22 protein-coding genes are annotated in these 20,380 nt (G+C 71.3%); 3 read left to right on the top strand and 19 right to left on the bottom strand.

Annotated features, from left to right (window positions below; all coding sequences use genetic code 11):
* Nucleotides 1–56: 56 nt before the first annotated feature.
* The 12 genes from nusB to E6G06_06270 form a co-directional block, all read right to left on the bottom strand.
* Entirely contained in the window at nt 57–479 is a 423-nt protein-coding gene (gene nusB / locus E6G06_06325; GenBank protein TML92366.1) for a transcription antitermination factor NusB, read from the bottom strand.
* Between the two features lie 16 nt (nt 480–495).
* On the bottom strand, nt 496–1,026 hold the full coding sequence (efp, locus tag E6G06_06320; protein TML92407.1) for an elongation factor P: 531 nt from the start codon (nt 1,024–1,026) through the stop codon (nt 496–498).
* Between the two features lie 29 nt (nt 1,027–1,055).
* A complete protein-coding gene (locus E6G06_06315; GenBank protein ID TML92406.1) occupies nt 1,056–2,147 on the bottom strand; it encodes an aminopeptidase P family protein in 1,092 nt (363 codons plus the stop codon).
* 23 nt (nt 2,148–2,170) lie between these two features.
* Nucleotides 2,171–2,599: a 3-dehydroquinate dehydratase gene (locus E6G06_06310; protein TML92405.1), complete on the bottom strand. Its 429-nt coding sequence runs from the start codon at nt 2,597–2,599 to the stop codon at nt 2,171–2,173.
* A gap of 20 nt (nt 2,600–2,619) precedes the next feature.
* A complete protein-coding gene (locus E6G06_06305) occupies nt 2,620–3,627 on the bottom strand; it encodes a 3-dehydroquinate synthase (GenBank protein ID TML92365.1) in 1,008 nt (335 codons plus the stop codon).
* Nucleotides 3,624–4,181: a shikimate kinase gene (locus tag E6G06_06300; GenBank protein ID TML92364.1), complete on the bottom strand. Its 558-nt coding sequence runs from the start codon at nt 4,179–4,181 to the stop codon at nt 3,624–3,626. The genes E6G06_06305 and E6G06_06300 overlap by 4 nt, the downstream gene beginning before the upstream one ends.
* Nucleotides 4,178–5,332 (bottom strand): chorismate synthase, encoded by a 1,155-nt coding sequence (gene aroC / locus E6G06_06295; protein TML92363.1) that lies wholly within the window; start codon nt 5,330–5,332, stop codon nt 4,178–4,180. Before aroC ends, E6G06_06300 begins: the two co-directional genes overlap by 4 nt.
* Before the next feature lie 20 nt (nt 5,333–5,352).
* Nucleotides 5,353–6,003 (bottom strand): hypothetical protein, encoded by a 651-nt coding sequence (locus tag E6G06_06290; GenBank protein TML92362.1) that lies wholly within the window; start codon nt 6,001–6,003, stop codon nt 5,353–5,355.
* Nucleotides 6,003–6,683: a hypothetical protein gene (locus tag E6G06_06285; GenBank protein ID TML92361.1), complete on the bottom strand. Its 681-nt coding sequence runs from the start codon at nt 6,681–6,683 to the stop codon at nt 6,003–6,005. Before E6G06_06285 ends, E6G06_06290 begins: the two co-directional genes overlap by 1 nt.
* On the bottom strand, nt 6,680–8,398 hold the full coding sequence (pilM, locus tag E6G06_06280) for a type IV pilus assembly protein PilM (protein TML92360.1): 1,719 nt from the start codon (nt 8,396–8,398) through the stop codon (nt 6,680–6,682). The genes E6G06_06285 and pilM overlap by 4 nt, the downstream gene beginning before the upstream one ends.
* Nucleotides 8,398–8,574, bottom strand: coding sequence for a helix-turn-helix domain-containing protein (locus tag E6G06_06275; GenBank protein TML92359.1), 177 nt, complete (start codon nt 8,572–8,574; stop codon nt 8,398–8,400). Before E6G06_06275 ends, pilM begins: the two co-directional genes overlap by 1 nt.
* Before the next feature lie 99 nt (nt 8,575–8,673).
* On the bottom strand, nt 8,674–9,459 hold the full coding sequence (locus E6G06_06270; protein TML92358.1) for a prepilin peptidase: 786 nt from the start codon (nt 9,457–9,459) through the stop codon (nt 8,674–8,676).
* 61 nt (nt 9,460–9,520) lie between these two features.
* Between E6G06_06270 and E6G06_06265 the strand changes: the two genes are divergently transcribed.
* Nucleotides 9,521–11,200 (top strand): hypothetical protein, encoded by a 1,680-nt coding sequence (locus E6G06_06265; GenBank protein ID TML92357.1) that lies wholly within the window; start codon nt 9,521–9,523, stop codon nt 11,198–11,200.
* 27 nt (nt 11,201–11,227) lie between these two features.
* Here the strand turns inward: E6G06_06265 and E6G06_06260 are convergent, their stop codons facing one another.
* Genes E6G06_06260 through E6G06_06250 form a run of 3 tightly spaced genes read right to left on the bottom strand, consistent with a single transcriptional unit; the run spans nt 11,228 to nt 13,476 of the window.
* A complete protein-coding gene (locus E6G06_06260) occupies nt 11,228–11,848 on the bottom strand; it encodes a prepilin-type N-terminal cleavage/methylation domain-containing protein (protein ID TML92356.1) in 621 nt (206 codons plus the stop codon).
* The gene (locus E6G06_06255; protein TML92355.1) at nt 11,849–12,379 is read right to left on the bottom strand and encodes a type II secretion system protein; all 531 of its coding nucleotides are present in this window, start codon (nt 12,377–12,379) and stop codon (nt 11,849–11,851) included.
* Nucleotides 12,380–12,435: 56 nt separating this feature from the next.
* A complete protein-coding gene (locus tag E6G06_06250; protein ID TML92354.1) occupies nt 12,436–13,476 on the bottom strand; it encodes an esterase in 1,041 nt (346 codons plus the stop codon).
* Nucleotides 13,477–13,733: 257 nt separating this feature from the next.
* Here E6G06_06250 and E6G06_06245 point away from each other — a divergent pair, with 257 nt between their 5' ends.
* Nucleotides 13,734–14,348 carry a methyltransferase gene (locus tag E6G06_06245; GenBank protein TML92353.1) on the top strand — a complete coding sequence of 205 codons (615 nt, stop codon included), beginning with the start codon at nt 13,734–13,736 and terminating at the stop codon, nt 14,346–14,348.
* A 3-nt stretch (nt 14,349–14,351) separates the two neighbouring features.
* Here the strand turns inward: E6G06_06245 and E6G06_06240 are convergent, their stop codons facing one another.
* Nucleotides 14,352–15,551, bottom strand: coding sequence for a Dyp-type peroxidase (locus E6G06_06240; protein ID TML92352.1), 1,200 nt, complete (start codon nt 15,549–15,551; stop codon nt 14,352–14,354).
* A 269-nt stretch (nt 15,552–15,820) separates the two neighbouring features.
* Between E6G06_06240 and E6G06_06235 the strand changes: the two genes are divergently transcribed.
* Complete coding sequence (locus E6G06_06235) at nt 15,821–17,389, top strand: hypothetical protein (protein TML92351.1); 1,569 nt, start codon at nt 15,821–15,823, stop codon at nt 17,387–17,389.
* Between the two features lie 44 nt (nt 17,390–17,433).
* On the opposite strand, the gene E6G06_06230 is transcribed toward E6G06_06235, so the two are convergent.
* The 3 genes from E6G06_06230 to E6G06_06220 all read right to left on the bottom strand — a co-directional run bounded on the left by E6G06_06230 (nt 17,434) and on the right by E6G06_06220 (nt 20,290).
* Nucleotides 17,434–18,585, bottom strand: a complete 1,152-nt coding sequence (locus tag E6G06_06230) for an RNA polymerase subunit sigma-24 (protein TML92350.1) — start codon at nt 18,583–18,585, stop codon at nt 17,434–17,436.
* 2 nt (nt 18,586–18,587) lie between these two features.
* Nucleotides 18,588–18,995 (bottom strand): hypothetical protein, encoded by a 408-nt coding sequence (locus E6G06_06225; protein TML92349.1) that lies wholly within the window; start codon nt 18,993–18,995, stop codon nt 18,588–18,590.
* 143 nt (nt 18,996–19,138) lie between these two features.
* Nucleotides 19,139–20,290, bottom strand: coding sequence for a hypothetical protein (locus E6G06_06220; GenBank protein ID TML92348.1), 1,152 nt, complete (start codon nt 20,288–20,290; stop codon nt 19,139–19,141).
* Nucleotides 20,291–20,380 lie beyond the last annotated feature (90 nt).

Here is a 20,380-nt window from a genome sequence, read left to right as displayed (position 1 = left end):
TGGCTCCTGTCATCCGTGCCGGCCTCGCGGAACCGGCGTTAACGGTTGTGCGCAGGTTAGCGCGGCGCTCCCGCCTCGCCCCGCACCTCTTCCGCGATGCGGCCGAGCATGCCGTTCACGAAGCGGCCCGACTCGTCGGTGGAGTAGCGCTGGGCCAGCTCGACCGCCTCGGAGATCACGGCGCCGGTGGGCACGTCGGGCCGGTGGAGCAGCTCGTAGACGCCCATCCGGAGGAGGGTGCGGTCGACCGTCGGCATGCGCTCGAGCGACCAGTCGCGGGCGAAGCGACGGATGTAGTCGTCGACCTCCGCCTGATGGTCGCCCACCCCACGCACCAGCTCGGCCGCGAAAGGCTCGGGCTCGACCGGCAGCTCGGCCAGCACCTCGGCCGGCTTGCAGCTCTTGGCCTCCGCCTCGTAGAGGAGCGACAGCGCCCGCTCCCGCGCCTGACGCCGGCTGCCCAGCGGCCCCGCGCTCACCGGCTCGCCCGTCACGTCATGCCCGCGTGAGGTACTCGCCGGAGCGGGTGTCGACCTTGATGCGGTCGCCGGTGTTCACGAACAGCGGCACCTGCACGACGAGCCCGGTCTCGACCGTCGCCGGCTTGCGCCCGGCGGAGCTGCGGTCGCCCTGGACGCCGGGCTCGGTCTGGACGACCGCGAGCTCGACCGCGGCCGGAAGGTCGGTGCCGACGACCTCGTCGCGGTACATCTGCAGCACTGCCGTGTCGCCCGGCTTCAGGTACTTCACCGCGTCGCCGAGCGTCGTCGCCTCGATGTGCAGCTGGTCGTAGGTCACGTTGTCCATGAACACGAAGCTCTCGTCACCCTCGCGGTAGAGGTACTGCATCTCGCGCTTGTCGATGATCGCCTGCTCGAGCTTCTCGTCGGCCCGATAGGTGCGATCGAGCACCGCCCCGGTGCGGACGTTCTTCAGCTTCGTGCGTACGAACGCGCCACCCTTGCCCGGCTTGACGTGTTGGAACTCGACCACGGTGAACAGGCCCTCCGGGAGGGCGATGGCCATGCCGTTCTTGAGGTCGTTGGTCGAGATGCTCACGCGACGACGAGGTCCTTCGGCGCGTGGGTGAGCGGTGAGCACCCGCGATCGGTCACGATCACGGTGTCCTCGATGCGCACGCCACCCTCGTGGGGCAGGTAGACGCCGGGCTCGACGGTCACCACGTGACCCGACATCAGCGTGTCGGTCGAGGCCGACGAGACCCGGGGTGCTTCGTGGATCTCGAGGCCGACGCCGTGGCCGGTGCCGTGGACGAACGCGTCGGCCCAGCCCGCGTCGGCGATCACCGCACGGCATGCCTCGTCGACCTGCCTGCCGGAGACACCCGCGGCCACCGCGGCCACGCCCGCCCGCTGACTCGCGGTCACGACCTCGACCATGCGCCTGGCGGTGGCCGAGGTGGGCTCTCCGACGCACACGGTACGAGTCATGTCGGAGCAGTAGCCGTCGACGACCGCGCCGAAGTCGATCACCACCAGCTCCCCCCGCTCGATACGCCGGGTCGACGGCCGGGCGTGCGGCTTGGCGCCGTTGGGACCCGCAGCCACGATCGTCTCGAACGACGGGCCCGACGCGCCTGCGCGCCGCATCTCGACTTCGAGCGCGAGCGCCACTTCCCGCTCCTCGGGTCGCGCCGCGAGCATCGGCAGCACCGTCGCCAGCGCGCCATCGGCGGCCGCGGCCGCGGCCCGCACCCGCGCCACCTCACCCTCGTCCTTCAGCCCGCGCAGCCCCTCGACCAGGCCGGCCGTCGGCACCAGCTCGGTTCCCGGGAACGAGTCGGACGCGAAGCGCCGCTGCTGCGCCCAGGTCACGGACTCCGCTTCGAGCCCGAGCCGCTGCACCCCCGTGGCCCCCGCCTGGAGCGCAGCCTGCTGACCGGTCATGGTCGTCGACACCTCGATGGTCGCCGCCACCCCGGCTGCGCCGAGCTGCTCGGCCGACTGCTCGCCGTAACGCCCATCCGTGACGAAGACGAGATCGTCCGCCCGCACGAGCAGCAGCGCCGCCGACCCCGTGAAGCCCGTGAGGTAGCGGATGTTCACGAGCCGGGTGACGAGCAACGCGTCGCACCCCGCGTCTGCGAGAGAGGTGCGCAGCCGGTCGGCTCGCCGGGCGGTCGCCATGGGCGGGAGGGTGAGGACGGACGTCACTTCAGCAACCTTGCCACCGCCTCGACCGCCAGCGCGTAACCCTGCCCTCGGAAGCCCACGATGCACCCGGTGGCCACGGGGGCGATCACCGAGATGTTCCGCCACGGCTCGCGCGCGTTGGGGTTCGAGAGGTGCAGCTCGACCACGATCCCGTCGAAGCTGGCCAGCGCGTCGTGCAGGGACCACCCGTAGTGCGTCAGCGCCGCCGCATTGACGATGATTGCGGCGCACCGACCCCGCGCCCGCTGCACCGCGTCCACCAACTCGCCCTCGTGGTTCGACTGCACGTGCTCGAGCTCGAGCCCGTGGTCGGCCGCCGTCGTGCGCGCCGTGCGCACGTGGTCGTCGAGCGTCTCGGTGCCGTAGACCTCGGGCTCCCGCTCCCCCAACAGGTTCAGGTTGGGACCGGAGAGCAGCAGGACCACCCGCTCGCTTCGGTCCTCGCTCACGTGAGCTCCTTCAGCGCGGCCACGACGTCGTCGCGCTCGATGTCGGGCACGACCTCGACGCCGCGCGGCCCGTCGAGCACGAACGTGTGCCCGGCCCGCGCCTTCTTGTCGCGCGCCATCAGGTCGACCAGGTCGTCGAGCTGTCGGGTCGCGCCCGGGGGGAGCTTGGTCGGCAGGTCGTAGCCGCCGACCACCGCGTGGTGCTCGGCGACGCGTGCTTCGTCGATGCGACCGACGCGCTGCGCGAGGTGGGCCGCGAAGACCAGCCCGACCGCGACCGCCTCGCCATGACGCAGGTCGTACCCGCCGGCCGTCTCGAGGGCATGGCCCAACGTGTGGCCGTAGTTGAGGAGCGCGCGCAACCCGGACTCGCGCTCGTCCGCGGCGACGATCGCGGCTTTGCAGCGGACGCACGCGGCAATGGCTTCATCGAGCGCCAGGTCGGGGAGTCGCTCGACGCCGAGGAACGCGTACTTCGCCATCTCGCCGAGGCCGCTGCGGTACTCCCGCGGCGGCAGGGTCTCGAGCACCTCGGTGTCGCACAGCACCGCGGCAGGTTGCCAGAACGCGCCCACCAGGTTCTTCCCCTCGGGAAGGTTCACGCCCGTCTTGCCACCGATGGCCGCGTCGACCTGGGCGAGCAGCGACGTCGCCACGTGCACGACCGGCAGGCCCCGGTGGTACACGGCTGCGGCGAAGCCGACCGTGTCGGTCACGACGCCGCCACCGACGGAGACGATGGCGTCGGCCCGGTTGAGGCCCCACCGCGAGAACTGGCGGCAGAGCTCCTCGACCGTCTCGAGGTCCTTCGCCCGCTCGCCGTCGCCCATGAGGAACGTGCGTTGCTCGAGCCCGGTGTCGACGACGACGTCGATGCCCCGCTGGGTGACGACCGCCGCCCGGTGCACGCCCATCGGCATCACCTCGAGCAAGCGGTGGCGGGCGCCCACCCCGATGATGACGTCATAGGAGCGGTCGTCCAGCGACACCGGCACGGTGATCACGCCACCAGCTCCGCGATCCGCGCCGCGGCCTCGTCGGGCGAGAGCTCGCCGACGTCGAGGACGGCGTCCGCCACCTCCCGGTACAGCGGGGTGCGCTCGGCGTCGAGCCGGCGCAGGACACCCAACGCGTCATCGCCGAGCAGCGGCCGGTGGTCGTGGTCGCCCACCCGCGTCGCCAGCACCTCGGGCCGGGCGCGCAGCCAGACCACGGTGCCCGCCCGAGCGAGCAGCTCCCGGTTGCGCGCGTCGAGGACGACACCTCCGGCGGCGGCGATGACCGAGCGCGCGGGCGACCCGACGGCCGCGGCGAGCGCCTCCGCCTCCAGTCGCCGGAACGCAGGCTCGCCGTCGGTCTCGAAGATCTCGCGCACGGTGCGGCCGTGGCGGCGCTCGATCTGCTCGTCGCTGTCGACGAACGCCAGGCCCAGGCGGCCGGCCAGCTGCCGCCCCACCCGGGTCTTTCCCGAGCCCATCATCCCGACGAGCACGACGTGGTCGGCGCCGCTTGTTTGGACCGAGCTGCGCGCCTCCGCTCCGCTTCGGTGCTCGCTCACTCGAGGGCGCCGAGGAACCCGTCGCGATTGCGCACGAGCTCGTCGACGGAATCGCCGCCGAACTTCCGCAGGGCCTCCGACGCGAGCACGAGCGCCACCATCGTCTCGGCCACCACGCCCATGGCGGGCACGGCGGTGACGTCGGTGCGCTCCTTGAACGACACCGTCTCCTCCTTGGTCGCCACGTCGACCGTCTTGAGCACCGGACGGTTGAGCGTGGCCAGGGGCTTCATGGCGGCGCGCGCGACGAGCAGCGCCCCCGTCGACATCCCTCCCTCGGTGCCGCCGGCGCGGTCCGAGTCGCGGCGGTACTCCCCCGAGGCATCGTCCCAGCTGATGGGGTCGTGGGCCTCCGAGCCCCGCCGGCCGGCGACGTCGAAGCCCTCACCGAGCTCGACGCCCTTCACCGCCTGAATGCTCATGAGCGCCTGCGCGAGCAGCCCGTCGAGCCTACGGTCCCAGTGCACGTGGCTGCCCAGGCCGACGGACACGCCGTACGCGAGGACCTCGACGACCCCCCCGACCGAGTCACCCGCCTTCGCGGCCGCCTTCACCTCCGCGATCATGGCGGCCTCGGCCTCGCGGTCGAAGCAGCGCACGGGTGACTCGTCGACGCGCGCCAGGTCGTGCGGCTCGGGCCGGGCGGCCGCCTTGCTCTCCACCGGGCCGAGCTGCACCACGTGCGACAACACCGAGACGCCCAGGCGGGCGAGCAGCGCCTTCGCGCAGGTGCCGGCGGCCACGCGCGCGGCCGTCTCGCGCGCCGACGCCCGCTCGAGCACGTTGCGGGCGTCGTCGAAGCCGTACTTCTGCATCCCCGCCAGGTCGGCGTGGCCCGGGCGGGGCTGGGTCAACGGGCGCTCGGTGCGTCCCGGGGCGGGCGACATCTCGTCCTCCCACTTGGGCCACTCGGTGTTGCCGATGAGGATCCCCACCGGCGCGCCGAGGGTGGTGCCGTGCCGGACACCGGCCACCAGCGTGACGTCGTCCTGCTCGAAGCGCATGCGCGGCCCGCGGCCGAAGCCGAGCCGGCGCCGGGCCAGCTCCGCCTGCACCTCCTCGACCGTGAGGGGCAGGCCCGCGGGAAGGCCCTCGACGATGACCATGAGGGCCCGTCCGTGCGACTCGCCCGCGGTGAGGAACCTCAACATCGATCGCCAGGCTACGCCGACTACTTCAGGACCTCTTCGCCTTTGCAGAGGCGAAAGCGCTCGTCACCGAACAGGAAGCTTCCGCAGGTGCCCTCGAGGGAGACGACCTTGTAGCTGCCTGCGAACTCCTCCCCCGCTGCCAGCTGTGTGTAGACGGTGCTGTTCACGCGCACGTCGGCCACGGTGGCGCCACCCAGCTGGTAGACGTCGAGGAGGGCGACACGCTGACTCGAGCGTGGCTCGGTCCCGGCGCCGCTGGCACCGCCGCCGCCGTCGGTGGCGGGGATGGTCGTTCCCGTGCCACCGCCGGTGGCTCCGGTCGGGCTGCCCGGTGCGGTCGTACCCGTTGTGCCGCCGCCACCCGCGCCGGGCGTGCCGTTCGGCGGCTGGAAGGGGTTCTTGCTCCCGAAGACCTCGAACGTCTCCTCGGGCGCGGATGCCGTCGTCGTGGTCGTGGCCTTGGCCGTCGTCGGTGTGGTGATGGGCGGCGGCAGCGCCTCCTTGTTGCCCTTGCCGTCGCCGCTGAGCAGCAGTGGCCGGACGACGAAGAACAGGAGCATCGCGAGCGCGAGGAAGGCGCCGAGGACGATGAGCGCGCGCCGGTTCGGGTCCATCGGTGCTCTCGTCCGCTCGCGCGCGGCCGGTGCGTCGGGTGTGACGGGCTCGGTCATCAGGGGCTCGTCGTCGTCGTGGCGGAACCGGGCGCGGTGGTCGTGGTCGCCCCGCCCGGTGTGATCGGTGCGCCCGTCGTACCCGCGACCGGCGTGGCCTCGCGTACGAACATCCGGGCGCTGATGGAGACCGTCAGCCCCGTGGAGGTCCCCGTCTGCGCGGCTCCGGTGAGGCCGAGCGAGTCGATCACGACGAGGCGCGGGAGCCCGTCGAGGCGGTTGACGAAGTCGACGACCTGGAAGTAGCCGCCCGAGATCGACAGCTGCAGGTTGATGGCCGCGGGCCGCGCCCCGGCAGCGGGCGTCGTCGGGGAGGCCGGCGCGGACGACCCGGCCGGGCCCGTCGCGGGTGCAGGCGGCGATGGCGAGATCGACAGGAACTGGATGCCGGAGACGTTGGCGGCGGTGTTCGCGTCGAGGATGAACTGCGCCAGGTTGGGCTCGTCGGGGATCGCCACCCGCAGGTTCTCCAGCTGCGCCCGCTTCTGCGGCTCCTGCTGCTGGAGGCTCTTGAAGCGCGCGATCCGGACCTGCAGGTCCTGTTGCTCGCTCTCCGCCTGCTTCTTGCGTTCGTTGGCCTTGGAGATCTTCGATCCCTGCGGGCTCCACAGGAAGACGAACCAGATCACGAGGACGGCGAGCGCCGCCCCCACCCCGATCATCAGCGGACGCCTGCTCACGAGCCGCCCCCGAGGTACTTGTCGCGCCGGTCGTTCCCCGACTTGGCCTGGGGCGTGAGGGTCGCGGTGGACGAGAACGTGACCGTGCCTCCGTTCTCGCCCGACCGGGTCGACGAGGACAGCCAGAGGCCGCTGAGCGACTGCAGGTCACCCACCCGGAGCAGCCAGCGTGCCGCCGAGCTCTGGTCGAACCCCTGGCCGGTCACGTTGATCGAGCCCACGCCTGTCGTCCCCGCGCTGGGCGCGCTCCCGCGGACCGGGGCCTGACCGCTGCTCTTCTGACCGGTGAACGCGGTCAGCCAGACGTCGTTGGGCAGAACGGTCGCGATCTCCTGGAGGAGCCGGGTCCAGGCCACGTCGTCGGAGAGCGCCGACTCCACCATCGCCCGCCGTTCCTGCAGCTGGGTGTCGACGGTCGTCACCTGTGACAGGCGCGCCGCGTCCTGACGGAGCGCGCTCGCCGCCGCCTCGGCCCGTTCGGCCTTGTCGCGTGCGCTGGACACCTGGGTGCGACGTCCGACGTAGGCGACGAGCAGGAGCACGGCCAACACGACCACGGACACCACGACGAGCGACGATTGCCGGCGCCGCTCGCGGACGACCGCGACGTCGGGCGGCAGCAGCGACATGCGCCGCGCCGCGCCCTCCGTCGGGTGACCCGCGAGCGCGAGCCCGATCGGCACCGTGAGGAGCGGCTCGCTGTCGATCAGCCGGTCCTCGGGGATGCCGACGCGTCCGACGCGCACGCCGAGCAAGGGGTGGCCGATCTCGACCGGGACATGGAGCACCTGCCGCAACCGGTCGGCCAACCCCGGCACCTGGCTCCCGCCGCCGGTCAGCAGCACACGGCTGATCTCCCCACCGTCGGCGGCCTGCGCCCGGTAGTAGTCGATCGAGCCCCGCACCTCCTCGACGAACGGAGACAGGCGGTCGGTCGTGATGCGCCCGGCACGCGCCTCGAGCTCGTCGGCCGAGCCCGCGTCGGCGCGACGCTTCAGGTCCTCGGCGGTGTCGGGGTCGATGTGCAGCTCCGAGGCGATGGCCTCGGTGATCTCGTTGCCGCCGGTGATCAGCATGCGCACGAACCGCGGCACGCCCCGCTCGTGCACGACCACGTTGGTGACGCCGCCGCCGACGCAGACGATCGCCTCGTTCGCCGGTCCCGTCTCGCCGAACGAGAGCTCGGTCGAGGCCAGCGCGCGGATGAGGGCGAACGGGATCACGTCGACGAGCGACGCGGAGAGGCCGGCTCCGTCGATCGCCGCCAGCAGTGAGCGCACCATGTCGCTCTGCGCCGCGACCAGCAGGATCCGCATCATCGGCTCCTGCTCGGGCCCCACGAACTGCTCGACGATCTGGAAGTCGAGGATGGCCTCGTCCACCGGGATGGGGATCAGCTCTTGAACCTGATACCGCAGCGCCGACCGCAGGTCCTCCTCCGCCATGGCGGGCAGATCGGCCTGGCGCACGATCACCCGCTGGTTGGCCACCCCGACGACGACGTCGCGACCCTTGAACCCGGCCTCGGTCCAGAGACGGCGGATCGCGGCGGCGACCGCCGGCGGGTCGACGACCTCGCCGTCGCTGACCGCGCCGAGGGGCAGGGCCACCTGGCCGAAGCGGTTGAGCACCGGCTGGTCGCCGCGGCCGAGGGCCATCTCCGCGGCCCGGACCGCGTGGGTGCCGATGTCGAGGCCGACGCTGCGGACCGGCATCAGGCGATGCCCCTGCTCAGGTAGGAGTTGACGTCACCCTGGCGGAGGCGGTAGCTGCGCCCCACCCGGATCGCCCGGAGGTCGCCTGCCTGGATCAGCCGGTAGACCGTCATGTTCGACACGCGCATGCGCGCCGCGACTTCTCTCACGGTCAGCAGGCGGTCTTCACTGGGCACGTACGTCCTCGCGCGTTCGGACCCCAGCCCATCTTCAACGTTAGACAACACCAATCACAGCGTCAACATCGGCAACACAGGCAACAGACCTGAATTTCCTCATCGCCCGAAGTAGGCGGTCAGGATCGGGGACCCCACGAAGATGGCGACCACCGTCCCCCCGGCCAGGAAGGGCCCGAAGGGGATGTGGTCCTTGCGGGTCCGTAGGCGCAGCCCCATGAGGGTCAGCCCCACGATCGACCCGAGGGCGAAGCCCAGGAACAGGCCCAGGAAGACGTGGCCGTAGGGGTACGGGTCGAGCCAGCCGAGGAAGAGCCCGAGGATGAACGCAAGGCGGACGTCGCCGAAGCCCATGCCCCGCCCGCCCGAGGCCACGTGGGCGACGAACAGCACGGTCCACGCGCCGGCGCCGCCGATGAGCGCGTGCTGCAACGGCTCCCATCGGTGCTGGGCCGCGGCCGCCATCGCGAGGAGCGGCAGGGCGATGGCGATCGTCGGGTACACGATGCGGTTCGGGATGATGTACAGCTCGAGGTCGATGGCGCTGATCGCCAGCAGCGAGGCGAACAGCACGAGGTACGCGGGCAGGTCCCACGACGCCCCGAACCGGAGCGCACCGGCCACGAACAGCGCGGCCGTCGCCAACTCCACCAGCGGGTAGCGGATGGAGATCGACGCGCCGCACTGGCGACACTTCCCTCGCAGCAGCAGCCACGACACGATGGGGATGTTGTCGCGCGCCGAGACCGGGTGGTCGCATTGCGGGCAGCGGGAGCGCGGCGCCACCACGGACTCCTTGCGCGGGACCCGGTGGATCACCACGTTGAGGAACGAGCCGACAGCGAGGCCCAACACCCCGCAGACCGCGGCCAGCAGCGCGTTCACGCGGCGAAGGCTACCGGCGGGATCCCACCGTGCCGTGTCATCGTGACCGTACCCTTCGGGCGTGCGGCGCCCTGCTCTGGCCGTGTTCGCGGGTGCGCTCGCATTCCTGCTTCCCCTTCTCTTCTCGACCGTCGTGATGGGCACGTTCTGGTCGCCGCGCTTCGCGCTGCTGGCCGTCGAGGCCGCGGTCGGACTCCCCGTCCTCGTCACCCTCCTGCGCTCTGATGGTCGGCGGGCGGCGGTCGCGGCCTTAGCGTTCGCGGCCTGGGCGCTGGTCTCCTTCGCCTGGGCGCCCAACCGGACGCTCGCCTTCTGGGGCGCGTTCCTCTGGGGGACGGGCGCACTCTTCGTGTTGGCCCTCGTCGGGTGCTGGGCGGTCGGCGTCGCGGCCGGGCCCCGCGCCACTGCGTGGGTCGAGAAGGCGCTCCTCGTCGGCGCAGGGGCCAACGCGGTGGTCGCCGTCCTGCAGACGACGACCGACCTCTCGTCCTTTCAGCTGTGGCGGGTCGACGGCCGCTCCTCGGGGTTCTGGGGCAACCCCGTCTACCTGTCCGGCTTCCTCCTGGGCGCCGTCTGGCTGGTCGTCCCCCGCCTCCGGGCCCGCCCGGCCGCGTGGGGGCCGTTCACGGTGCTGCTCGCCGCCGCCCTGCAGGTCGCGGGCGGGCGCTTCGCGGCCGCGCTGCTCGCGGCCGCGGTCGCGGGAGCGTGGCGCGTCGCCGGCGGGCGCACGGCCGCGCTGCTCGCCGTGTGTCTGGGCGCGGGCCTGCTCCTCGGCGCCGGCCTCGCACTGCAACACGGCGGGGTGAGCGTGGCCAGCCGGGCGAGCGTCGCCTCGGCCACCGGCGTCCGGCCCCGGCTCGAGTCATGGTTGTCGGCCCGCCACGCCATCGCCGAACGTCCCCTGCTGGGGCACGGGCCGGGTCGCTACCGCGGGGCCACGGGCCCCTTCCGCACGATGCGCCTCGCCCGGGACGAGGGGCCGGACCGCCTCTACGCGGACGCCCACAACCTCGTCGTCGAGTACGGGGTCACGACCGGGCTCCCGGGGCTCGGGCTGCTCCTCGCGTGGCTGGGTCTGGCGATCCGGCGCGCCGGCTGGCGCGCACCACTCGCCGGCTTCGCCCTCCTCGTGCTCGCCATGCACCTCCTCGAGCCGCAGAACGTCGGGTTGACGCCGCTCGCGCTCCTTGCCCTCGGCGCGGCGGCGCCCCTGGCCGCTCCACCGGCCGCACGTCTCCCGAGCGGGCTGCGCGCCGTCGTGATCGCCGCCGGAGTCGCGCTCGCCGGAGTCATCCTGCTGGGCACGTACCGGTTCGAGCAGGCGCGGCTCGACTTCCGGCTCGCCGACGCCCGCCAGGCGCGCGAGCTGCTGCCCCCGTGGCCGGAGGTGCGCGACCAGACCGCGCGCATCTACAGCTTCCGGGGCAAGTCGGAGCGAGACACGGCACTGCTCGCCCGTGCCCGGCGGTGGCGCGGGGCGGCGGCGCGTGCCGATCCGGACGACCCGTCGTGGTGGAACGACCTCGCCGAAGCCGAGCTCAACGCCAAGCTGCTCCCCGCCGCCACCCGTCATTTCGGCGAGGCGCTTCGACGCAACCCCTGGTCGGCACGGGCGATGAACGGCCTCGGGCGCATCGCGCTCGTCGAGGGTCACCGCTCGCGCGCCCAGTCGCTCTTCCGCCGGTCACTCCGTGCCGACTCCGACCAGCGCGCGATCCGCCAGATGCTGGCCGGCGGGTGATCCCGCGGGATCACCCGCCGGCGTCGACTACCAGCTGCTCGTCATCGCCGTGGTGTCGTTGGGAACCGAGCCGGAGCACGGCGAGCTCGTCTGCAGGTACTGCGTCCCCGGTGCCCCGGTCGTGTCCCGCACCCAGAAGCACTTCCCCGACCCGCTCTGGGCTCCCACCACGAGTGTCGTCGCGGGCGTGCCGTACACCTTGATGTAGACGATGTTGCCGGTCGCCGCCATCGACGCGGCCGTGTTCGTGTAGGAGAGCGACGGCTCGATCGCGGTCATGTCCGAGGCCTGCTCGGTGTACGCCTGACCATCGGTGAAGAAGGTCTTCTCCGCGGTCAGCGCGTTCCGCACGTTCGATTGCGCGGCGCGGTCCTGGGCCCGCTGCCGGGCGCCGAGGAAGGTGGGGATGGCGATGGCGATCAGGATGGCGATGATCAGCACCACCACCATGAGCTCGATGAGCGTGAAGCCCCGCTCCTCCCGCTCCGACCGCTGGCAAAGACGTTCGATCACTTCAGGTTTCTCCTTGGATGACGGGCGCGAACGGGCGAAGAGCCCATTCCGCAGCTGTTGCGGCTGCTCCGTCACTTGATCGTCCCGACCCGGCCATGGCTTGATGGCCATTCTCGAATAGCCCGATCGGCCCATTCAGCTCGAGCTCCAGCCGTCCGACCAGCCGGGATCGGCCGGATCGGGCACCGGGCAGGCGGCGGAGCCCGGGACCTTGCGGTCGTAGAACGTGCCTGCGGTGGCGCCGCCCATGACGTCCTTCAGGTAGAAGCAGCGGCCCTCCTTCGTGCGCCCGATCACGACGACGGTCTGGGCCGTCGACGGCGTGTCGAACGTGGCGATGAAGACGGAGCGGTCGCTCGACGCGCCGTCGAGCGGGGTCGTGGTCCAGGTCAGAGACGGCTCGACCGCGACCATCTCGACCGGATCGGCCGTGTACTGCAGTCGCTCGTTGTAGTAGATGCGCGTCGCCGAGAAGGCGTTGCGCACGTTGCCCTGCGTGGCCCGGTCGCCGGCCGTGCGGCGCGCGCCGAGGAACGTCGGGATCGCGATGGCCATGAGGATGGCGATGACCAACACGACCACGGACAGCTCGATGAGCGAGAAGCCCTGCTCGTCCTCCTGCTTCCGACCGGCTCGCATGCCATCCCTATCGGCCCGTCCGGCCATCCCACTTCATAGGCCGGGTGGGTCACTGTGCACCCCCGATCGGACTAGTCCTCCCCTCACCTGGGTGCGTGCGCGGGGGCCTCCCCGGCCGTCCGGTGGCGCGACACGTACTCGGCGAAGTTCCACGCCGGATGGCCGGCACCGCCGTCCAGGAACCTCGTCGCCGCCCGCCGGCCACTGTCGTAGAGCTGCTGCTGGATGGTCCGGTCGATGTCGAAGTCCGTGGCGCGCACACTGAGGGTGTCCACGAAGATCGTACGGGCGACGACCGCAGGATCGTCGAGGTGCTGTTGGTCGTGGAAGCTCGTCATCGTCGCGAGCATGGCGCGGGCGAGGCTGAAGGCGCCGTGGACGTCGTTGGGAACGCCCTGGAGCGCACCCGCGCGACTCGACAGCTTGATCCCGAAGGTGGGCCAGCGGGGGGGCGCGCCGTCGGCGCGATCGAACACGTCGACGGGGAAGTTCGAGAGCATGCCGCCGTCGACCAACCAGCAGGTCTGGCCGACCAGGCGGTCCTTCAGCTTCACCGGCTCGTAGAAGAACGGGATGGACATGCTCGCCCGCACTGCATCGACGACCGGCACCGCGAAGGGGTCGAGCCCGTAGCGCTCCCGATAGTCCCACGGCAGGCGCCGCAGGCGTCCCTGGGAGACGTCCGAGGCCATCACCACCAGGCGGTACGCCTGCTCGCGGGGGAACGATCCCCCTCGATCGTCGACGACGAGGTCCGCGAACGTACGCACCCCGAGGTCGCCGAGCAGGTCGCGGAGCCAGCCGCGCAGGTACTCGCCGCGGTAGATGCCTTCGTCCACGAGGACCGACGTCGCCTTGCCGAGCGGGCCGAGGTGGTCGAGCAGGTCGCCGTCACGAAAGCGCCGGTAGTCGACGGTGTTCATCACCTCGCGCAGATCGGGGGCGCGCAGACCGCCCGCGACCAGCGCTCCGACGATGGCACCCGCCGAGGTCCCCGCGACGCGGCGGAACCCGTAGCCGCGCTCTTCCAGCACCGAGATCGCACCGACGAGCGCGATGCCCTTGACGCCCCCACCCTCCAGCACGAGGTCGGCGGCCAGCTGACGCGATCGGCTCCCTGTCATGAGTGGGATGTCGGACGTTCCGCGCCCCCGGGTAAGGCGTTCGTGTCCCGGCGCTACCCTCGGTCGGTGCCCCATGGCGCGTTCGTGGTGGTGGCGGCGGCGCGGGGTCATCGCCGAGTGGCGGTCGACGAGCTGCGCGCCCGCGGAGCCATGTCGGTCGAGGAACGCTCGGTGGCACACGACCGCGCCCTGGTCTACGCCCGCTTCGCCCACGATTCCTCCGCCCGCCGGGTCGTCGCGGACCTGCGCTCGCGTGGCTGGCCCGCGGTCGTCCGCCCCGTGGGCGGCGGTCACCTGGCCGCCTGGCACGCCAACACGCGCCCGGTCGTCGTCGACGATCGACTGTCGGTGTGCTTCCCGTGGACGGAGGTCGACCGGGAGGGGGCGGGTCTCCTCGTCGAGATCGACCCGGGGCCGGCGTTCGGGGCCGGTGGTCATCCGTCGACCGTGCTGTTGCTGGTCGAGCTCGCGCGTCGGATGACGTGGGGTGCGGGAGCGGGGTGCTGTCGGTGAGCGCGGCGCTTCTCGGCGCGGCGTCGGTCACCGCGGTCGACGTCGACAAGGGGGCGATCGTGTCCACCCGCGCCAACGCGGCGCGCAACGGCGTGGGCGCCACCGTCGTCGCGTCGACAACGCCGGCAGCCGAGCTGACAGGCACGTTCGACGTGATCGTCGCCAACATCGGCGCCGCGACCCTCATCGAGCTCGCCCCCGCGCTGCAGCCGCGCCTCGCGCCGCGGGGCTGGCTGGGGCTGAGTGGCCTCTCACCCGCGCAGGTGTCGGTGGTAGCCGCCGCCTATCGCCCGACGCGCGTGATCGCCACGCCTACTCGCGACGACTGGGCCGCGGTGGTGGTCACGCCTGACGGCTGACCTCTAACGCAGGCCGGCGTCGAGCGCCTCGACCGACGGCGCGAAGTAGAACGAGCCCGAGGCCGGGTTGCTGAAGTCGGTCAGACGATCGCGCACGCCGCCGTCCGCGCCGTACATCGCCCGGAGCCGTTCGCGCAGGGGCGCCTGCGTCTTGCAGAAGGCCATGAAGTAGAGGCCGACGTCGCCGGTGTGCAGCGCGTACGGCGTCGAGCGGCGGACGAGCTCGTCGCGCTTGGGCTTGGTGGCGTCGGCGGTAGCGCCTTCACGCAGCTCCACGTGGGCGACGTGTGACGTCTCCGGCTGCTCGTCGAGGCGGGTCGACTCGGCCTTGGTGCGGCCGAAGACCGCCTCCTGCTCCTTGACCGGCAGCTTCTCCCACGCCTCGAGATCATGGACCCAGCGCTGGGCGTTGATGAAGCTGCCACCGGCGCCGGGCTCGCCGTCGGGCACGACCGCGGCGGCCCGCTCGGCGGCTTCGCCCTGCGGGTTGCCCGTGCCGTCGATGAAGCCGGTCATGTCGAGCGACGCGCCGTAGATGAAGGTGATCGTCTCGCGGGCGACCGCCATGTGACCCTTCAGGGCCTGGCGGGCGTCCCACTGCGCCTTCCAGTTGCGGTCCTTGTGAGCGCTCGTCATCCAGAAGAGCAGCTCCTCCTGCGTCCCTTTCGCCTCGCGGCCGCTGCCGTCGGTGGACTTGATGGTCTCGAAGGGCTGGAAGTCGTTCGGCATCTCCGCGCCGATGTCGGCCAGCAGCGTGGGCCCGAACCCCAGCACCAGGTTGATGTCCTGGTCGGCGCACGCGGCGCGGAGGTCGCGCACCACGCCCTTGATCGTCGCCAGATCGGCACCTTCGGTGCGGCTGAGATGGACGTACCACTGGTGCTCACCCATGTCGTTGAAGATCGCCGGTTGAGCCGTGGGCATGCTTCCTCCCTCTCTGGGATCCACGTCGGGATCCGTCCGATCGTCCGCGCCGCCGGCATGTTCGCGCAGACTCGCTCTGCCCCGCGCAACGGGCGCCCGTCTGCGATTCCGAGAGTTCCCTTCGGGGTACGCGTCGATGCCCGGCGGAACCCCGCACCGAAGACCAGCGGACCACACGCAGAGGAGAGGCCCCGTGACGGACGACCCGGACGACCTGCGCCACGACGACCCGGAGGGCGGCCACGACCCCGACGCGCTCGAGGAGGGCGCTCGCCGCATGGGAGCGACGAAGGCCGGCGACGAGACCGAGCGAGATCCCGATCCCACCGGCGACCACGACCCCGAGGCGCTCGAGGACGCGGCGGACAAGATGGGAGCCGACCCGGAGTAGAACCCACATCCTCGCTCTCTGTGACCACACAGTGACGCTGAGTCGAAAGACCTATTGCGGACGTTGGAACCCTTCGTAGCATTCATCCCAGTTGCGAGCACGACCGGGGGCGGCGCTGCGGGGACGGGTGCGAGTGGATCTGCGGCGGGGTGGACGCGTGTTGTCCGCCTCAGCCATCGGGGCGGCCCTGCTGGGCGCGCTGGCGACGCAGGCCGCCGCCGCGCCGGTCGCGCAGGGATTCCGCGACCGGTCCTACGCCGGCACCACCGCGCCGACCGCGGAGAAGCCGCAGAGCAAGCTCTGGTTCCACGACGGCAGCTGGTGGGGCGTCCTCTTCCGTCCGTCGAACGCGGGTGGGGGCAAGTTCACGATCCAGAGGCTCGACCTCGCCACCCAGACCTGGGTCGACACCGGGGTCGCCGCGGACAGACGCGAGAGCGTGCACCTCGACGCGCTCTCCGACGGCAACAAGCTCTATGTCGCGTCGTCACGCGGGAGCGCGAATCCGTCGCTCAACCGCAAGGTCCGGGTCTGGGGCTACACCTATGACGCGACCGCGCGGGCGTACACCCCCGACCGCGGCTTCCCGGTCGACATCGCCGACGGCGAGATCAACGAGGTCGTCATCGACCGGGACGGCACGGGCATCCTCTGGGCGACGTTCGTGCTGCACGGTCGGGTGATGGTGACGCACACGGAGGCACGTGCCGACCGATGGGTCACGCCGTACGTCCTGCCGGTCGGTCCGGCGGCGATCGTGAGGCCCGACCCCCAAGGGGACCAGTCGGGCATCGTGCGGTTCGGCGGCGACGAGGTCGGGATCATGTTCAGCAGCCAGATCGACCCCACCGGCCTCGGGGTCATGTACTGGGCCACGCACGTCGACGGCACCGGTGACCACACGTGGAACCTCACGCAGGCGTTCTCGGGCAACCGGCTGGCCGACGAGCACATCAACCTGAAGGCGCTGCCGAACGGCGACCCCGCCGGGCTGGTGCTCGCGGCCGTGAAGACGTCGCTGCACGCGAGCACGCAGATGCGGGTCCACGTGCTTCGTCTCGGCAACGACGGCACCTGGACGAGCCACGAGGTCGGAACCGTCACCGACAACCAGACCCGCCCGCTGGTGCAGATCGACACCGACAACCGCCGGATCTACGTGTTCGCGACGTCGCCGTGCTGCCGGGGCGCCGTCATCTACGTGAAGGTGGCGAGCCTCGACGACATCGTGTTCCCGCCCGGACCCGGCACGCCGTTCATCCAGAGCGCCCGCGACACGAACATCAACAACCCGAGCGGAACCAAGCAGACCGTGGGGAACGCCTCGGGCCTGCTCGTGCTCGCGGGCGACGACGTCACTCACGTCTACCTGCACAACTACGAGCCGCTCGGCCCGTCGGTCCCGGGTCCGCCGCCGGCACCGGGTGGGTCGGGCGCGTCGCCCGTACCCGGCGGTTCGACGGGCGGGACCGGTCCCGGGTCGTCCGGGTTGCCGACTGCCGGCGCGTCCACCGAGACCGAGGTCCTGGGGAGCCGCCTGGCGCGCGACGAGGCGCTCATCGGCGCCCCCGAGCCTCGGAACGACTTCTTCGGGTTCTTCGGGCCGTTCATCGCATTCACCGGCCGCGACATCCTCACCCTGGTCGGCGCGGCAGCCGTCACGCTGCTCTCGGGCATCGCCACGGTCGCGGTTGCCCGTCGGCGCGTCCGCCGCACCTCCGCCTGACGGCGAGAGCCGCGCAACGACTGCCTCGCTCTCCACGCCCGAGGTCATCTGTGGTGTCGCAGGTGCTGGTTGAGTCGCGCGGCTTGGCGCGTCTGATGGTCGCGTTCTGCGAGGTTCGGTGCGTTGCGGGCGGCGTCTGCGTAGAGGCGGGCCGCGAGCTCGAGATCGCCGTTCTTCTCATGGAGGTACGCGGCGACCGCTTCGCGCCGCGGGATGTGTTCCTCGACCTCGGCCAGTGCCGCCAGTCCTGCGGGCGCGCCGTCGACCTCGCCGACCGCGACCGCACGGTTGAGCCGGACGATCGGCGTGTCGGCGAACCGGAGAAGCTCGTCGTACCACTCCACGATCTGCACCCAGTCGGTCTCCTCGACGCGCGGCGCGTCGGCATGGAGCGCGGCGATCGCCGCTTGCGCCTGGTATTCGCCGAGCTGATCGCGCGCGAGCGCAGCGTGTGTGATGTCGATTCCCTCCGTGATGAGCGCTGTGTCCCACTGGCTGCGGTCCTGATCGGCGAGGGGCACGATGCTTCCGTCCGGTCGGGTGCGGCTGCGGCGGCGGGCATGGTGCAGGAGCATCAGGGCGAGCAACCCGTGCACCTCGGGGTCGTCCACCAGGGCAGCCAGCTGCCGGGTCAGTCGGATCGCCTCGGCCGCGAGATCGACGTCGCCGGAATAGCCCTCGTTGAAGACGAGGTACAGCACCCGCATCACCGTGCGCACGTCGCCGGGACGATCGACGCCGGCCCGATTGACGATGCGCTTGGCGCGGCTGATGCGCTGCGCCATGGTGCGCTCGGGCACGAGGTATGCTCGAGCGATCTGGCGTGTGGTGAGGCCACCCACGGCTCGGAGGGTCAACGCAACCGCCGACGACGGCGTCAGATCGGGATGCGCGCACAGGAAGTAGAGGCGCAGCGTCTCGTCGGCGCTCGGGATCGTGCCGGCGGGCGGTTCGGTGTCGACTCGGAGCTCTCGGTCGCGGCGCGCCGCGTCTGACCGCGTCATGTCGAGGAAGGCTCTCCACGCGACCGTGATGAGCCAACCCGTGGGGTCGGCGGGCAACTCGTCCCCCCACGCAGAGAGCGCCCGGATGAGCGCCTCTTGCACGGCGTCCTCGGCCGTCGCGAAGTCCGCACCGCGACGGACGAGGACGCTCAAGACCCGTGGGACGAGCTCGCGCAGCTCGACCTCGTCCACGGTCAGTGGGTGAAGTTTGGCGGGGCGGCCAGGAACGGCCGGACCTCCAGCCATTCGTGGATTGGTTTGCCACCGGCCCCAGGTGCTGCCGACAGCTCACCGGCGAGCTCGATCGCGCGCTCGTAGCTGTCGACGTCGATCACCATCCATCCCGCGATCAGGTCCTTCGTCTCGGCGAACGGGCCGTCGGTCACCGGCGGCCGCCCCTCGCCGTCGTAGCGGACCCACACGCCGTCGGGCGACAGCGCCTGTCCGTCGATGAACTCGCCGCTGCTCTCGAGCCGAGCTGCGAAGTCGTTCATGAACCCGATGTGTGCCTCGACCTCGTCGGGCCTCCACTGGTCCATCGGGACATTGTTGACGGGCGCCGGCGCGCCTCGGTAGTGCTTGAGCAACAGGTACTTGGCCATGGTGTTCTCCTCGTGTGACGCCGGCCCTGCCGGCCGGATGCTCCCTGGGACGGAGCAGGGCCCGAATTCTCGACATCGTCGCCGGGAATTCTGACGATCCTCCGCACCGGAGTGGCGCCGCTGCCCGGCCTCGGAACTCCCGTTTACGCGTCTACCAGCCGGGCGTGAACCCAGCCCATGATCGCCCCCAGGTAGTCCGCCGGCGTGGCCGGATCCGTGTTCACCAGGCCCGGCTTGTTGGTGACCACGTGGGTCGAGCAGTCCGGCGTGGCGTCGTCGTCGACGCACACGGGCAGGTTGGTGGAGCGACTGGCGGGGCCCTGTGCGATCGCGGCGCGCATCGGCTCGTGGATGCAGTCCGTCACGCCCATCGTCACCCGTGATCCGTCGCGGATCGGACAGGAGATCGCGACCGATCCGCAGGTGTTCACGTCGCCGTGGTTCCAGATGTGCATCAGGGGCACGGTGAGCCTGCCGTCCGTCACCAGCTTGTCGGGCTCGTTGTCGATGTCGCCGAGCGCGGGATGCACGCGGGCGGTGACCGGATCGAGCCGGGCCGGGTCGTTCTTGTCCACGCAGACGCCCTGCGCGAACGCCGCGTCGAACGCCTCGCGGTTGACCACGCTCGCGTCGGCGACGACACCAGCCGGCGCGATGCCTTGCAGCTGCATCGACCACGCGACCCCGAATGCCCCGGCCGAGCCCGCGCTGCCGCCGTGCAGGAACGTCTTCGTCGTCGGGTAGAGCGCGTGGGCGTACTGCACCGCGGCCTTGGTCGACAGCACGCCGTTGGTCGTGCGGGGCTTGCCGTCGGGCGTCGTGTTCGGATTGTGGGGATCGGGAGTGTTCGCACCGGCGTAGACGTCGTGACTGCAGTACGACACCGCCAGCGTGCGAAATGCCGCGGCGTCGGCGCGCACGCTCGCCAAGAGACCGCCGTTGGTGAGGCGGCCACGGAGTGACGTGGCCGATTCCTCGATCTTCTGTGCGCTGCTGGGGATCGGGTTCCCGTTGGTGTCGAAGTAGCCGACACCGCCGCCGTGCATGAACGTCCACAGAGGCGCCGGCGCGGTCGTCGACGAACCGATCTTGGTGCCGATCACGAACGTCTGGTAGCCGCTGACACTGCACGGGTATGCGTTGTTCCTGTAGTAGTCGTACTTCCAGCCGTTCAGGGTGCTCGAGCTCACCAGCTGCACCGACCTCACGTCGCCGGGAGTCTCGAGCGGCGGAGAGCACGCGCTCACCGCGAAGACGACCAGACCGGCAACGATCAGTCCTCCGAGACGGCGCATGGTCCGACCTCCCTCGTCGCGGGACGGTAAGGGGACGTTCGTAGCCGGTCAAGGACGCGGCAGCGAACATCACAGAACCCTCATCTTTCG

Source organism: Actinomycetota bacterium, assembly GCA_005888325.1.
GTDB lineage: Bacteria > Actinomycetota > Acidimicrobiia > Acidimicrobiales > AC-14 > AC-14.
Note: the sequence above shows the minus strand (reverse complement) of the source record. Positions and strands in the feature narration are given on the sequence as shown.

Bases quoted from the DNA above. Each gene is read 5' to 3' on its own strand.
- efp (TML92407.1), bottom strand. From the start codon at position 1,026: ATGGCCATCGCCCTCCCGGAGGGCCTGTTCACCGTGGTCGAGTTCCAA.
- E6G06_06315 (TML92406.1), bottom strand. From the start codon at position 2,147: ATGGCGACCGCCCGGCGAGCCGACCGGCTGCGCACCTCTCTCGCAGAC.
- aroC (TML92363.1), bottom strand. From the start codon at position 5,332: ATGTTGAGGTTCCTCACCGCGGGCGAGTCGCACGGACGGGCCCTCATG.
- E6G06_06290 (TML92362.1), bottom strand. From the start codon at position 6,003: ATGACCGAGCCCGTCACACCCGACGCACCGGCCGCGCGCGAGCGGACG.
- pilM (TML92360.1), bottom strand. From the start codon at position 8,398: ATGCCGGTCCGCAGCGTCGGCCTCGACATCGGCACCCACGCGGTCCGG.
- E6G06_06260 (TML92356.1), bottom strand. From the start codon at position 11,848: ATGGGCCGATCGGGCTATTCGAGAATGGCCATCAAGCCATGGCCGGGT.
- E6G06_06255 (TML92355.1), bottom strand. From the start codon at position 12,379: ATGGCCGGACGGGCCGATAGGGATGGCATGCGAGCCGGTCGGAAGCAG.
- E6G06_06250 (TML92354.1), bottom strand. From the start codon at position 13,476: ATGACAGGGAGCCGATCGCGTCAGCTGGCCGCCGACCTCGTGCTGGAG.
- E6G06_06240 (TML92352.1), bottom strand. From the start codon at position 15,551: ATGCGGCGAGCGCCCTCCTCGAGCGCGTCGGGGTCGTGGCCGCCCTCC.
- E6G06_06225 (TML92349.1), bottom strand. From the start codon at position 18,995: ATGGCCAAGTACCTGTTGCTCAAGCACTACCGAGGCGCGCCGGCGCCC.
- E6G06_06220 (TML92348.1), bottom strand. From the start codon at position 20,290: ATGCGCCGTCTCGGAGGACTGATCGTTGCCGGTCTGGTCGTCTTCGCG.